Origin of the sequence: Promicromonospora sp. NPDC050249, assembly GCF_040656015.1 — a bacterium.
In the GTDB taxonomy this organism is placed as follows: domain Bacteria; phylum Actinomycetota; class Actinomycetes; order Actinomycetales; family Cellulomonadaceae; genus Promicromonospora.
The window spans coordinates 76190-89883 of the sequence record NZ_JBFAKY010000009.1 but is presented as its reverse complement, the minus strand read 5'-3'; the positions used below and the strand labels follow the sequence as shown (position 1 = coordinate 89883).

The window sequence follows — 13694 nt, the reverse complement described above, 5'->3', positions numbered from 1 at the left end:
CGTCGGCGGGTCCGAGCCGGGTATCGGACCTGTGGACGGCCGGACGCGAGCGGTCCGGCCGCTGGGTACGGTGGGATCCGTCCGGGCAGGCATCCGGTCCGTTGTCCAGCCACATTGTTCAGCCATATGCAGGAGGGCAGAGCGTGACCGACGTCGACAGCAGCAGCCGGCCGGCCGATTCTGGTCCGGGGTCGTTCCCGGACGGCGTCCGTCTCGAGGACCCGGGACTTGTGCGCGTCTGGACCCGTGGTGCGACGGCGGCCCTGCGGCGGGAGCGGGCCGCGATCGACCGGGTGAACGTCTTCCCTGTCGCCGACGCCGACACCGGTACCAACCTCTACCTGACCCTCCGCGAGGGGGACCGGGCGGTCGCGGCGGCGCCCGCCGGGGCGACCGGCGCGGAGCTGCTGACGACGCTCGCCAGGGCGGCCCTGCTGGGTGCGCGCGGCAACTCCGGCGTGATCCTCAGCGAGTGGCTGCGCGGCCTGGCGGTAGCAGCGCGGCGTGGCGGTGGAGCGGCGGACCTGCTCACCCGGGCGGCGACGTCCGCCAGGTCCGCCGTGGCGCGGCCCGCCGAGGGCACGATCCTCACGGCTGCCGACGCCGCGGCGGCTGCCGCGCGCGCCGCCGAGGGCTCTGCCGACGGGGATACCGGACCGCTGGCGGTCGTGTCCGCCGCCGCGGCCGCCGCGCGCGCCGCTGCTCGCGCCAGCAGGGACGAGCTCCACCACCTCCGTACGGCAGGTGTGCTCGACGCCGGAGCCCTCGGGCTGGTCCTCGTGCTCGACGCGCTGGTCGTCGCCACCGCGGGGGCCACCACCGGAGGCGTGGGCGGAGCTACGGCGGGAGCGGCCGCCGGAGTGTCAGAGGTGGACGGCAGCATGGACTCCGTGAACCTGGACCAGCTGCTCGAACCCGCCTCGTCGTCGCCCGTGCGTGGCACGGCGGACGTCGGCGCGGCGGCGCCCGATGCCGTGGCGCACGGCGCCGAGGCCGGCGCGGGCGCCCTCGAGCTCATGTTCGTGCTCATCGGGCCGGTCGGGGCGACGGCTGACAGCGTGGCGGCCGGGCTGCGCACCGCGCTGGGCGAGGTGGGCGACTCGGTGGTCGTGGTCGGCGGGGACGCGGGCACCGGAACCGGCGTCTGGCAGGCGCACGTCCACACCGACCGCCTCGACCAGGCGCTCGCCATCGCCGCGGAGGCGTCGCGCACCGGCTCCCTGGCGCAGGTGCACGTGCGGCACCTCGAAGCCGTGGCGCAGCACGAGTGGGGTGTCGTCGCGGCGACGTCGGCCCCGGCCCTCGCCGGGGCGCTCGCGCACGCGGGCGCCGTCGTCCTGCTCACGGGAGGGCTCGGCAGCACCGTCGAGGCGCTGACGGCCGACGACGTCGGCCGGGTCGCCGCATCGACCGGAGCCCGGCGCGTGCTGCTCCTCGGGGTGCCGGACGGGCCTGCTGACGTGAAGCAGCATCTCGACGTCGACGAGGTCGTCGCCGTGCCGACGCCCACCGACGTGCACGCCGTCGTGGCGCTGGCCGCGCTCGGGACGCTCCTGCCGATAGGCCTGCCCGACGAGCTCGACGCCGACGTACGCGCGACGGTGGACGAGGCGCTCGCGGGGCTGACCGTGACGTCCGTGCGCGGCGACGACGCCGTCGAGGCCCTGCGCGCCGCGGCCGGACCTGCGACCGTCGTGGTGACGGCGCTGCTCTCCGCTGAGGTCCCGGACGGCCTGCCCGACCTGCTCGCCGCAGCGCTCACGGAGCGGGCGCCGGAGGCGGAGCTCGTCGTCCTGGCGACGGGCCGCCCGGGCGACGGCGTATGCCTGGGCATGGAGGAGGAGCGCGCATGACCGAACGGGCGGACGAGCGCCTGGAACGGGCCTTCGACAAGCGGACGGCGACCGCACTGGGCAAGCTCGGGCTGCATACGGTCGGCGACCTGCTGGGCCACTACCCGCGCCGGTACGCCGACCCGGGCGCGCTCTCGGACATCGCGGCGCTCGAGGTGGGCGAGCACGTGACCATCCTGGCCCGCGTGGAGCAGGCGACCGTGCGGCCCATGCGCAACCGCACGGGCGCGCTCATGGAGGTCGTGGTGACGGACGGGAAGAGCCGGCTGTCGCTCACCTTCTTCGGCAAGCACCGCGGCTCGCTCTTCAACCACGAGAAGCGGCTGGTCCCCGGAGCGAAGGGACTCTTCACCGGAACCGTCGGCCTGTACAGGGGGTCGCGGCAGCTCAGCCACCCGGACTTCACGCTGATGGGGGAGGAGTCCGACCTCGACAGCGACGAGGCGCTCCTGGAGCACGCGACCAAACCCATCCCGATCTATCCGGCGGCCGCAGGCATCCCGAGCTGGAAGATCCAGGGCGCGCTGCGCGTCGTGCTCGACACGCTGGCCGACAGCGACGTGCCCGACCCCGTGCCCGATGAGGTGCGGGAGCGTCAGGGTCTGCCCCCGCGTGCGGGCGCGCTGCGCAGCCTGCACCGGCCGGCGACCCTCGAGGAGGCCTACCGCGCCCAGCACCGGATGCGGTTCGAGGAGGCGTTCGTGCTCCAGGCGGCGCTCGCGCAGCGCCGGGCACGGACCGCCGCCGAGGACGCCACCGCCCGGCCACCGCTACCCGCGGGGAAGTCCGGTCTTCTCGCCGAGTTCGACGCCTCGCTGCCCTTCGTGCTCACCGACGGCCAGCGCGAGGTGGGCGACGAGATAGCCGGCGAGCTCGCCAGCCCGCGCCCGATGCACAGGCTGCTCCAGGGCGAGGTCGGCAGCGGCAAGACGGTGGTCGCGCTCCGCGCCATGCTGCAGGTGGTCGACGCCGGCGGCCAGGCCGCGCTGCTCGCACCCACCGAGGTGCTCGCCTCGCAGCACGCCAGGACCCTGCGCGCCCTGCTCGGCCCGATGGCCGAGGGCGGCACCCTCTTCGGCGCGGAGCGCACCGGCGCGAGCACCCGGGTGGCACTCCTCACCGGCTCGCTCGGCGCGAAGGCCCGCAAGGAGGCCCTGCTCCAGGCCGCGAGCGGCGAGGCGGGCATCGTGGTGGGCACGCACGCGCTCCTGTCGGAGCAGGTGCAGTTCGCCGACCTCGGCCTCGTCGTCGTGGACGAGCAGCACCGCTTCGGCGTCGAGCAGCGGGACGCGCTGCGCGCCAAGGGGCGGGTGTCCCCGCACCTGCTGGTCATGACGGCCACGCCCATCCCGCGGACCGTGGCGATGACGGTCTTCGGTGACCTGGAGACGTCGTCCCTCACCGAGGTGCCCGCCGGACGCGCCGGCATCACCACCGTCGCCGTCCCCGCCGGCAACACCCGCTGGACGGACCGCACCTGGGCTCGCGTCCGCGAGGAGGTCGACGCCGGACGTCGTGCCTACGTCGTCTGCGCGCGGATCCACCCGGACGAGGAGACCAAGGCGACCACCAAGGACTTCGACGACGTGCCGGAGTTCCTCGACCCGTCCGGTCCCGGAGCCGGGGGCGGCGCCGACCGGCCGCCGCTGCGCGCCGTGCTCGAGGTCGTCGAGGAGCTGCGCTCGCGGCCCGAGCTGGCGGGCATCGAGATCGGCACCCTGCACGGACAGCTGCCGCCCGACGAGAAGGAGGCGGCGATGGCCCGGTTCGCCTCCGGAGAGGCACCCGTCCTGGTCGCCACCACCGTGATCGAGGTGGGTGTCGACGTCCCCGAGGCCACGGCGATGGTGATCTTCGACGCCGACCGGTTCGGCATCTCGCAGCTGCACCAGCTGCGCGGGCGCGTGGGGCGCGGCACCGACCCGGGCCTGTGCCTCCTGGTCTCCGACGCGGAGCCCGGCACGCCCGCCTTCGCCCGCCTGGAGGCGATGACCCAGACCACCGACGGTTTCAAGCTCGCGAACCTCGACCTGGAGCTGCGCAGCGAGGGCGACGTGCTCGGCGCCGCACAATCCGGCCGGACCAGCTCCCTGCGCCTGCTGCGCGTCGTCAAGGACGCCGGAATCATCGAGGAGGCGCGCGCCGCGGCCGTCGACGTCGTCCGGGCGTCTCCCGACCTGACGGAGTTCCCCGAGCTTGCGAAGGCGATCCGCGCGCAGCTCGACGAGGACCAGGAGGAGTTCCTCGAACGGGCCTGAACGGCCCCAGGTGAGCCCTCGCCACGTTTCAGCAGGGTGAAATAACTCGGGTGAAAGGAATGACCTACTCCTTACGCCCGAAACGCACAGCCGATAGAGTCCCCGCCGATGACGGACGCAAAGCATGCGATCCATACCGGCCCGCCGGGAAAGAGCGCGTGGCAGCGCGGGAGGCTGCTGGCGCTCGGTTCCCTGGTGGTCGCAGTGCTGCTCGTCGCGCACGATGTCGTGCCGAACCGTTGGGGAAACCTCGGCAGTCTCGTCCAGTCGTTCCTGCCCTGGCTCGGGCTCGCGGTCCCGCTCGGGATCCTCGCCGCGCTGCTGCGGCGGTCGGCGCTCGCGATCCTCGCCGTCCTGCTCCCGCTCGCCGCCTGGATCTGGGTCTTCCTGCCACAGGTGCGCCCGGTGGACCCGGAGCCCGGCGACCTGACGGTGGTGCAGCACAACGCCAGCGACACCAACTCCGACGTCGCGGGTACCGCGGAGGGGCTCCTGGCCGCCGAGCCGGACGTCGTCACGCTGACCGAGGTGTCCGACACCGTGGCAGAGGAGTACACCCAGGCGTTCGGCGAGACGCTGCCGCACCACGAGACGCAGGGCACCGTCGGGGTCTGGTCCAGGTTTCCGCTCGAGGGTGCCACCGCCGTCGACATCCGGCCCGAGGGCATCGACGCCTCCTGGGACCGGTGCGTTCGCGTGGTGATCCAGCGGGAGGGCGGCGCGGTCGCTCTGTTCGTCGCGCACCTGCCCTCCGTCCGGCTCGGGAGCGGCGGCTTCGAGACGGAGCTGCGCAACGCGAGTGCCCTCCAGCTGGCGGACGCCGTCAACGCAGAGGAGAACGAGACGGTGATCGTCGCGGGGGACCTGAACGCGGTACTGGCGGACGGTGCGATAGCGCCCCTGACGAACCTGGTCACCGCCCCGACCACCGGCTTCCAGTTCACCTATCCGGAGGCCTTCCCGGTCGCCCAGATCGACCACGTGCTCGCGCGCGGAGCCACGGTGACCGAGGTCCGCACCCTGGACCGGACGGCCAGTGACCACCTCCCGCTGGTCGCGCACATCGACACCCCCTGGTCCTGACCCGCGCGTTAGGCTCGCCGCGTGACCAGGATCGTGGCCGGAGTGCTCGGCGGACGCACCATTGCCGTGCCGGGTAAAGGCACCCGGCCCACCAGCGACCGCGTTCGCGAGGCGATCTTCTCCCGCCTGGAACATCTCGGAGTGCTCGACGGCGCCCGCGTGCTCGACCTCTACGCCGGCTCCGGTGCGCTCGGGCTGGAGGCGGCCAGCCGCGGCGCCGCATCGGTCACGCTGGTGGACAGCGCGCGGCCGGCGGCCGACGTCGCGCGCAGGAACGTGGCGGGGCTGGGGCTGACCGCGGTGCGCGTCGTCACGGAGACCGCCGAGCGGTTCGCGGCGGCGCTGGCGGGTGCGGGACCGCGCCCTGCCGCTCCCGGCACGGCGGCGGCCCTGGACCTGGTCTTCCTCGACCCGCCCTACGACCTCGACGACGACGCGCTCGCCACCGTGCTGACGCATCTTGCGGCTCCCGGCGTCCTGGCCGACGACGCGGTGGTCGTCGTCGAGCGCTCGATCCGCACGCCCGAGCCTGCCTGGCCCGACGGCCTCGCCGCGTTCGCCCGCAAGGACTACGGCGACACGGCGGTCTACTACGTGGAGCCTTCGGCCGCCGAGCCATCGGACGCAGGACCGTCGGATAGCGTGGACGCGTGACCACTGTCGTCTGTCCCGGGTCGTTCGACCCCATCACCCTCGGCCACCTGGACATCGTGCGCCGCGCCGCCACGATGTTCGACGACGTGGTGGTCGGCATCGCGAAGAATCCCGGCAAGTCCGGCCTGCTCGACCTGGAGACGCGCGCAGAGCTCGTGCGCGCGGCGGTGCACGGCCTCGCCCGGACGGAACCCGCGATGTCGCGGGTGCGGGTCGACGTCGTGCCGGGGCTGCTCGTGGACTTCTGCCGGGAGATCGGCGCGGTCGCCGTCGTGAAGGGGCTGCGCGGGGGCGGCGACTTCGACGCGGAGCAGCCGATGGCGCTCATGAACCGGCACCTGTCGGGCGTCGAGACGATCTTCCTGCCGGGCGACCAGCGGTACGCGCACGTCGCGTCGTCGCTGGTGAAGGACATAGTGCGGCACGGCGGACCGGTCGACGACCTGGTGCCGGCTGGCGTGGTCGCGGCGCTGCGGACGGCGCTGGGTCAGCAGCTGGGGCGTTCGGTGGCCCAGCCCGTGAGGGCTGTCACCCCGCACGGGCGCGCGTGAGCCCCGTTCCATGTCGTAGGATTGGTTTTTGGCCCGTGGCGTGATGGCTTGCGCCGGGTCCACCCCCCTTCACCGTCCTCTCGGACACTGCCATTCATGGAGTCTGTTATTTCCCGCGAACCGAACTCACCGCTCGTGCTCGACACGCACGAGCTGTCTCGGCGTGCCGGATCCATGCGTACGCACAGCGCGACCGTGCAGGCGCCGTCGGATCTCGGTACCGCTGTGATCGGTATCCCGGAAGGCTCCGACCTCGAGCTGGATCTTCGACTCGAGTCCGTGATGGAAGGCGTGCTGGTCTCCGGCACGGTCCGCGGCACGGCAAAGGGTGAGTGCAGCCGCTGCCTCGACGACATCACCCGTGATCTCACGGTCGATGTCACCGAGCTGTTCGCCTACCCCGAGAGGGCTGCGGCGTCGGCCAAGGCAGGGGACGTCGACGTGGAGGACGAGGAGTCGGTCCTTGACGACGACGACAACGCCGACCTGGAGCCTGCGCTTCGGGATTCGGTAGTGACTGCACTACCATTTCAACCGCTGTGCCGGGAGGACTGCCCGGGCCTGTGCTCCGAGTGTGGAGCGCGCCTGGCTGACGACCCCGGTCATCAACATGACGTAGTCGACCCTCGTTGGTCGGCGCTTCAGAGCATGCTCGAATCTACGAGCGTGTCGGACGAGACGAAAGAGAGCTAGCCGTGGCTGTTCCGAAGCGCAAGATGTCGCGCAGCAACACCCGTGCGCGTCGCTCGCAGTGGAAGACCACCGCAGCGACCCTCACGACCTGCCCGCAGTGCCAGGGCAACAAGCTGCCGCACACGGCGTGCCCGACGTGCGGCACCTACAAGGGCCGCACGTACCGCGACGCCCTGAAGACCGTTCACGCGGGCTGACGTGGCCAAGGGCGGGACGTCGCCGGCGAGGCCGGAACCTACCGCGCTGCTCGAGAAGCTCGGGGTCCATCTGGACCCCGAGCTTCTTGTGCTGGCACTGACGCATCGGTCGTTCGCACACGAGGCCGGTGGCATCCCCACGAACGAGCGCCTGGAGTTCCTCGGCGACACCGTGCTGGGGCTCGTGGTCACCGAGGCGCTGTTCCGGCGTCACCCGGACCTGTCGGAGGGTGACCTCGCGCGCATGCGCGCGGCGACGGTGTCGCAGCGCGCGCTCGCCGCGATCGCGCGCACCCTCGGCCTGGGCAAGTACGTGCTGCTGGGCAAGGGCGAGATCCGCACGCGCGGTTTCGAGAAGGACTCGATCCTCTCCGACACCGTCGAGGCGCTGATCGGCGCGACCTACCTGTCGCACGGCCTGGAGACGTCGCGGGCGCTGGTGCACCGCCTCGTGGACTCGACGCTCGACGTCGCAGCAGGCCTGGGCGCGGGGCTCGACTGGAAGACCTCGCTGCAGGAGGCCTCGGCGGAGCGTGGGCTGGGTGCGCCCGACTACATCGCCACGTTCGAGGGACCGGAGCACGCGCGGGTCTTCCACTCGACGGTCGTGATCGACGGCGTCACCTACGGCTCCGGTTCGGGCAGTGCGAAGAAGCACGCCGAGCAGGGCGCGGCCGAGGAGACCTACCGGGCCCTGCTGGAGAAGTTCCCGCTGCCCAAGTCGGGGGACGACGGCGCGGCGGCCGCCGGCCAGACCTCCGGGAGCAAGGCGCCGGTCGCCGGTGCCTGAGCTCCCCGAGGTCGAGACCGTCCGTGACGGTGTCGACAGGCTCGTCGTAGGCGCGGTCGTGCGGGACGTCGAGGTGTTCCGCGAGTACAGCGTCCGTCGGCACGACGGCGGCCCGAAGTCGTTCCGCGACCAGCTCGTCGGACGGCGGCTCAGCGCCGCCGTCCGACGCGGCAAGTTCCTCTGGCTCCCCCTGGAGGAGCCGGCCCCGCTGGTCGAGCCGACCCCGCTGGCCGAGCCCGTCGAGACCCCCGCCACCCCGCAGGTCGAGCCCGTCGAGGCCCACCCGGCCGCAGCGCTCCTGGCGCACCTCGGCATGTCGGGACAGCTGCTGGTCCGGGGCGCCGAGGCGGGCGACGATCCAGGGCATGCGTCGAGCGTGGTGCTGGGTCTGGAGCAGTCCGGCGCGGAGGCGGGTCCCGGGCCGAGTCCGGCGGTGGGCACGCCGGCGGACGACTGGCGCCATCCTCACCTCCGGGTTCGCCTCCACCTGACCGACGCCCCGTCCGGCGCGCGCTACCTGGACTTCGTGGACCAGCGCACGTTCGGTCACCTGAGCGTGCAGGACCTGGTGCCTGGGGACGGCGAGGCGCTCGGCGACGGCGAACCGGCGTCGGGCATCCCGGCCGGGTACGGCTCGGACCTGCCCCTCCTGCCGCAGCCGGTCGCGCACATCGCCCGTGACCTGCTCGACCCGAACCTGGACCTGGACGGCCTGGTCCGCCGGGTGCGCCGCCGCCGGACCCAGGTGAAGCGCGCACTGCTGGACCAGACGGTCGTGTCCGGCGTCGGCAACATCTACGCCGACGAGGCGCTGTGGCGCGCGCAGGTCCACTGGGCGCGGCCGACCGACAAGCTCAGGGCCGTGGACGTGCGCCGGGTGCTGGACTCGGCGGCCGAGGTGATGCGCGAGGCGCTGGCCCAGGGCGGCACCAGCTTCGACGAGCTGTACGTCAACGTGAACGGGGAGTCGGGATACTTTGACCGCTCGCTCGCGGTGTACGGGCAGGAGAACGAGGCCTGCCGACGCTGCGGTGCGCTGGTGCGCCGGGACGCGTTCATGAACCGCTCGTCGTTCACCTGCCCGGTCTGCCAGCCCGCCCCCAGGGCGAAGTAGAGCACCTGTCCGGACGCACGCTCTACTTCGGCGGCAGGTTACGGGTCGAGGTAGAGCGTGCGTCCGGTTGGACTACCTCGAGGCGACGTTGCGGAGCTCGCCGCCGGTGCGCCATGCCGTGAGCTGGTCCGCAAGGAAGCGGGCGGCGCCTCGCGGCCTGCCGCCGGCCACGTGCGGCGTGAGGATCAGGTTCGGGAGGTCCCAGAGCGGGGAGTCCTCCGGCAGGGGCTCCGTCTCCATGACGTCGAGCGCCGCTCCGGCGAGCCGCCCGGACCGCAGCGCGTCGGCGAGCGCGCCCTCGTCGACCGTCGCACCTCGGCCGACGTTCACGAACCGGGCAGACGGCGGCAGCAGGCCCAGCAGGCGGGCGTCGAGGATGTGCCGCGTGGTGGGGATCGCGGGCAGCAGCGAGATGAGCAGGTCGGTCTCCGCCAGCAGGGCGTCCAGGCCGTCGGGCCCCACCACTGGATACCCGGAGCGTTCGCCCGCACGCGAGGCGACGCCCGTGACCCGCGCACCGAGCGCGGTCAGCAGCGGGGCCAGCCGCAGTGCGATCGACCCGAAACCCCAGATCGTCACGCGGGCGCCGTCGAGCGTGTACTCGCGGCCGGTGACCGGGTCGCTCTGCGCGAACGCGATCTCCTTGGCCCAGTGGTGCTCCCGCTGTGCGGCGAGGGAGACGTCGATGCGGCGCACCGTCGCGAGGACCAGCGCCAGGGTGTGCTCGGTGACGGTGTCGTCGTGCAGGGACTGGCCGGAGGAGATGACGACGTCGGGCCCGAACCCGGCGCGCAGCGCGACGTCGGGCCCCGCGGAGAGGGTCTGCACCCAGCGCAGCCGGGGGAGCCGGCGGGCGGCGTCGGCGAGGATCTTGGGCGGGCTGGACCAGGTGACCAGCATCTCGGCGTCGGTGTGCTCCTCGGGGACCGGCTCGTTCATCGCGTAGGCGACGACGGTGCTGGTGCCGCCGGGTGCGAAGGAGGCTCCGCCGTCAGGCAGCAGGGCCGGGAAGTCGAGGTCGAAGGGCACGTCCGGTACGAGGATCTTCACGCCCGGGACGTTACCGGACATGTACCCGGACGAGCCCCGGACGAGAACGAGGTGTGTCGCGCCAGGGGCTGGCGCGACACACCTCGCGGTCCTGAGCTGTGGTCCGGCGTGGGGGTAGGCGTCAGCCCGTCACCCGGATGAACACCGGGTTGTTCTGCCACATCTCGCCGTACTGCACCGGAGTGCCCTGCTGCTGGGCCTCGACGACCATGCCGTTGCCCGCGTAGAGGGCGACGTGGCCCGGCGTCCAGACGATGTCGCCCGGCTGCGCGGCGGCGGCGGAGACCTGGTACCCGATGGTCGAGATCGCGCTCGAGCTGTGGGGGATCGAGATGCCGAGCTGACCGTAGACGTACTGGATGAGCCCTGAGCAGTCGAAGCCGCTGGGGGAGGCTCCGCCCCACACGTAGGGCACACCGACGTACTCGAGTGCGAGGTTGACGGCCTGCTGACCCAGACCGGACGCGTCGGCGACCGTCTCGGCGACGGCAGCTGCCTCCGCCTCGGCGGCTGCCTCGGCCGCTGCTGCGGCTTCCGCTGCCTCGGCCTCGGCCTGTGCCCTCGCCTCGGCCTCAGCCTTGGCACGCGCCTCTGCCTCGGCCTTCGCCTTGGCCTCGGCGATGCCCGCCTTGGTCTCGGCGTACGGCGTCACGGACACGCGTCCGCGCTCGGCGTAGAAGTCGGCGTCCTGGGTGACCTTGACCTTCGTCACGAGGTTCTCGGCGAACCCGGCGCGGGTCGTGCTGTCGACCGTGTTGCTGATGGTGTTGCTGACCGGCGTCGCGTTGGCGAGCGCGGCCTGCGTGTGCGTCTCGGCGGGCGCGGTGTGGGCGGTCTGGGTGAAGACCGACGCCAGCATGCCGGACGTGACGACCGCGATGGCGCCGGTCCGGGCAGCATTCTCGGCGGCGGTCTGGGTCAGTGCGGTGAAGGGGGTGAGCGCGGGGCCGTCGGCGCGGTGCCTGCCCCGGTTGCTGGGACGGTTTGCCTGGTCGTCCGCCCAGTCGTGGGTGCGGTCGGTGAGTACGGTCACCAGTGATCTCCTCGGACGCCTACGAAGTGAGCTGTCGGGTTCGGATGGGAGAGCGATTCACCCGGCCTCACAAGGAGGCTTTACCCCAAGGACACTCGCGTGCCCGCTTACTTGGTTCCCCCGCCCCTGTCACGGTTCTGGCTGCCAAGGTCCGGTGACAGGGTTCGGCGTCCGGACCTGGACCTCCCCGTTGCTGGAGAGGCGAGATCGACCGTACCTGCCCCTCGCGCAAATGTCACGATTAGGTCACATAGCGACCTGTGATGGAACTCTCTTGGCAATCTGTGCCCCATGCCACTATGGCGTCCATGACCGATTCGATGCGTTCCAGATACGACGTCGTGGTCGTGGGCGGGGGTCACAACGGCCTCACCGCGGCGGCCTACGCGGCCCGTGGTGGCCGGTCCGTCCTCGTCCTCGAACGTGCGGACCACGTGGGCGGCGCCGCCGTCTCGGCCCGCCCGTTCGCCGGGGTGGACGCGCGGCTCTCGCGCTACTCCTACCTCGTCTCGCTCCTGCCTCGCCGGGTGGTCGACGAGCTCGGACTGCCCGTCACGCTGAAGCGCCGCCGCTGGTCCTCGTACACACCGGTTGCCGACGGCGGTCTTCTCGTCGACAGCCAGGACGACGGCGCCACGCGCGCCTCGTTCCGGCGGCTCACCGGTTCGGACGCCGACTTCGAGGCCTGGGGCCGCTTCTACGCCATGACCGCCGAGGTGGCCCGCCGGCTCGCGCCGACGCTCACCGAACCCCTGCTCCCGCGGTCGGTCGTCCGGGATCTGGTGGTCGACGGGGTGGGCGAGGAGGCCTGGCGCGCGCTCTTCGAGGAGCCCCTCGGGGAGGTGCTGCGCCGCACGTTCGCCGACGACGTGGTCCGCGGGGTAGCGGCCACCGACGGCCTGATCGGGACGTTCGCCGACGTCGACGAGCCGTCCCTGCGGCAGAACCGGTGCTTTCTCTACCACGTCATCGGCAACGGGACCGGCGACTGGGACGTGCCGGTGGGCGGCATGGGCGCCGTATCGGGCGCCCTGCGCGACGCCGCGGTCGCGGCCGGCGCGACGATAGTCACCTCGGCGACGGTCACCGCCGTCGATCCCGGGGCCTCCGGCGGTTCCGGCGCGGAGGTCGCCTGGACCGACGCCGAGGGGCGGACCCAGGGAGTCACTGCCGGGCACGTGCTCGCGGCGTGCGCCCCGGCGGAGCTGGACCGGCTGCTGGGCGGCGACGCCGCGCCGACTGCCGACCATCCCGAGGGCGCCCAGCTCAAGGTGAACATGCTGCTGACACGCCTGCCCAGACTGCGCGACGACGTCGACCCCGTCGCGGCGTTCAGCGGGACCCTGCACGTCAACGAGTCCCTGACCCAGCTCCAGGCAGCGCACGCGCAGGCCGCCGCCGGGCGCATCCCCGACCTGCCGCCCAGCGAGATCTACTGCCACACGCTCACCGACCGGACCATCCTCGGGCCGGAGCTCGCCGCGACGGACGCGCAGACCATCACGCTGTTCGGGCTGCACATGCCGGCACGGCTCTTCCGCGCCGCACCCGACGCCGCCCGCGACCAGGCGCTCCGGGCCACGCTCGCGTCCCTCGACTCCGTGCTGGCCGAGCCGATCGAGGACGTGCTCGCGCTCGACGCCGACGGTGCCCCGTGCCTCGAGGTGCGCACCCCGGTCGACCTGGAGCGCGAGGTCGGGCTGCCGGGCGGTCACATCTTCCACCGCGACCTCAGCTGGCCGTTCGCCGAGCCGGACGCCGGCGACGAGTCCGGCCCGTGGGGCGTCGCGACCGAGCATCCCCGGGTTCTCCTGGCGGCCGCCGGAGCCCGCCGCGGCGGTGGCGTCAGCGGTATCCCGGGCCGGGCCGCGGCCATGGCGGTGCTCGGGAGCGACGTCGGCTGACGGACTCTGACGCCGGGTCACGGCCTAGGATGGACCGGTGCATATCCGACGCGCCCTCCCCGTCGACGCCCCTGCGATCGCCCCGCTCCTCGGTCAGCTCGGTTATCCCAGCACCGCGGAGGACGTCGCCGCCAGGTTCGCCCGTCTCGCGGGCAGCGAGAACGACGTGGCCTGGCTGGCGGTCGACCCGGGCGGAGACGATGCGGAAGCAGTGATCGGGTTCGGCGCAGGCCACCTCTTCTGGCCCTACGAGCTCGACGCGCCGCTGGCCGAGCTCACCGCGCTCGTCGTCGCCGAGTCGAACCGTGGCACCGGGGCGGGCCGCGCCCTCGTCACGACCTTCGAGGAATGGGCGACGGCGGCGGGCGCCGTCCGGGCCACCGTCTCGTCGGCCGTGCGCCGGACGGGTGCGCACGCCTTCTACGAGCGGCTGGGCTACGAGCAGCTCTCGAAGAAGTTCGACAAGCGCCTCTGACGCTCCGCCCGGTACCCGTCCGGCGAGCCCGATCGACCA

At 72.8% G+C, this 13694-nt stretch carries 13 protein-coding genes and 1 riboswitch; of the genes, 11 read left to right on the top strand and 2 right to left on the bottom strand.

What is annotated here, in order from left to right; genetic code table 11:
• The first annotated feature begins 143 nt into the window (after positions 1–143).
• The 9 genes from AB0I32_RS09670 to mutM all read left to right on the top strand — a co-directional run bounded on the left by AB0I32_RS09670 (position 144) and on the right by mutM (position 9193).
• A complete protein-coding gene (locus AB0I32_RS09670) occupies positions 144–1853 on the top strand; it encodes a DAK2 domain-containing protein (RefSeq protein ID WP_357505242.1) in 1710 nt (569 codons plus the stop codon).
• Positions 1850–4111 carry an ATP-dependent DNA helicase RecG gene (locus tag AB0I32_RS09665; protein ID WP_357505240.1) on the top strand — a complete coding sequence of 754 codons (2262 nt, stop codon included), beginning with the start codon at positions 1850–1852 and terminating at the stop codon, positions 4109–4111. Before AB0I32_RS09670 ends, AB0I32_RS09665 begins: the two co-directional genes overlap by 4 nt.
• 108 nt (positions 4112–4219) lie before the next feature.
• The gene (locus AB0I32_RS09660) at positions 4220–5194 is read left to right on the top strand and encodes an endonuclease/exonuclease/phosphatase family protein (protein ID WP_357505238.1); all 975 of its coding nucleotides are present in this window, start codon (positions 4220–4222) and stop codon (positions 5192–5194) included.
• Between the two features lie 21 nt (positions 5195–5215).
• Positions 5216–5848, top strand: coding sequence for a 16S rRNA (guanine(966)-N(2))-methyltransferase RsmD (gene rsmD, locus AB0I32_RS09655; protein WP_357505236.1), 633 nt, complete (start codon positions 5216–5218; stop codon positions 5846–5848).
• A complete protein-coding gene (gene coaD, locus AB0I32_RS09650; RefSeq protein WP_357505234.1) occupies positions 5845–6399 on the top strand; it encodes a pantetheine-phosphate adenylyltransferase in 555 nt (184 codons plus the stop codon). Before rsmD ends, coaD begins: the two co-directional genes overlap by 4 nt.
• Positions 6400–6495: 96 nt before the next feature.
• Positions 6496–7092, top strand: a complete 597-nt coding sequence (locus AB0I32_RS09645; protein WP_357505232.1) for a YceD family protein — start codon at positions 6496–6498, stop codon at positions 7090–7092.
• A gap of 2 nt (positions 7093–7094) precedes the next feature.
• A complete protein-coding gene (rpmF, locus tag AB0I32_RS09640; protein WP_108495103.1) occupies positions 7095–7289 on the top strand; it encodes a 50S ribosomal protein L32 in 195 nt (64 codons plus the stop codon).
• 1 nt (position 7290) lies between these two features.
• Positions 7291–8079, top strand: a complete 789-nt coding sequence (rnc, locus tag AB0I32_RS09635; protein ID WP_357505230.1) for a ribonuclease III — start codon at positions 7291–7293, stop codon at positions 8077–8079.
• The gene (gene mutM / locus AB0I32_RS09630) at positions 8072–9193 is read left to right on the top strand and encodes a bifunctional DNA-formamidopyrimidine glycosylase/DNA-(apurinic or apyrimidinic site) lyase (RefSeq protein ID WP_357505228.1); all 1122 of its coding nucleotides are present in this window, start codon (positions 8072–8074) and stop codon (positions 9191–9193) included. Before rnc ends, mutM begins: the two co-directional genes overlap by 8 nt.
• Before the next feature lie 72 nt (positions 9194–9265).
• Here mutM and AB0I32_RS09625 read toward each other — a convergent pair whose 3' ends face one another.
• On the bottom strand, positions 9266–10243 hold the full coding sequence (locus AB0I32_RS09625) for a phosphoglycerate dehydrogenase (protein WP_357505226.1): 978 nt from the start codon (positions 10241–10243) through the stop codon (positions 9266–9268).
• Positions 10244–10364: 121 nt separating this feature from the next.
• Positions 10365–11276, bottom strand: a complete 912-nt coding sequence (locus tag AB0I32_RS09620) for an NlpC/P60 family protein (protein WP_357505224.1) — start codon at positions 11274–11276, stop codon at positions 10365–10367.
• Positions 11277–11456: riboswitch (cyclic di-AMP (ydaO/yuaA leader) on the bottom strand.
• A 140-nt stretch (positions 11457–11596) separates the two neighbouring features.
• On the opposite strand from AB0I32_RS09620, the gene AB0I32_RS09615 reads away from it, so the two are divergent.
• Together AB0I32_RS09615 and AB0I32_RS09610 are read left to right on the top strand one after the other, a co-directional pair.
• Positions 11597–13180 carry an NAD(P)/FAD-dependent oxidoreductase gene (locus AB0I32_RS09615; RefSeq protein WP_357505222.1) on the top strand — a complete coding sequence of 528 codons (1584 nt, stop codon included), beginning with the start codon at positions 11597–11599 and terminating at the stop codon, positions 13178–13180.
• Positions 13181–13217: 37 nt separating this feature from the next.
• Entirely contained in the window at positions 13218–13655 is a 438-nt protein-coding gene (locus tag AB0I32_RS09610; protein ID WP_357505220.1) for a GNAT family N-acetyltransferase, read from the top strand.
• Positions 13656–13694 lie beyond the last annotated feature (39 nt).

What these genes read in the sequence shown, in the direction of transcription:
- AB0I32_RS09665 (WP_357505240.1), top strand. Translation starts at nt 1,850, where the DNA reads ATGACCGAACGGGCGGACGAGCGCCTGGAACGGGCCTTCGACAAGCGG.
- AB0I32_RS09645 (WP_357505232.1), top strand. Translation starts at nt 6,496, where the DNA reads ATGGAGTCTGTTATTTCCCGCGAACCGAACTCACCGCTCGTGCTCGAC.
- AB0I32_RS09660 (WP_357505238.1), top strand. Translation starts at nt 4,220, where the DNA reads ATGACGGACGCAAAGCATGCGATCCATACCGGCCCGCCGGGAAAGAGC.
- AB0I32_RS09615 (WP_357505222.1), top strand. Translation starts at nt 11,597, where the DNA reads ATGCGTTCCAGATACGACGTCGTGGTCGTGGGCGGGGGTCACAACGGC.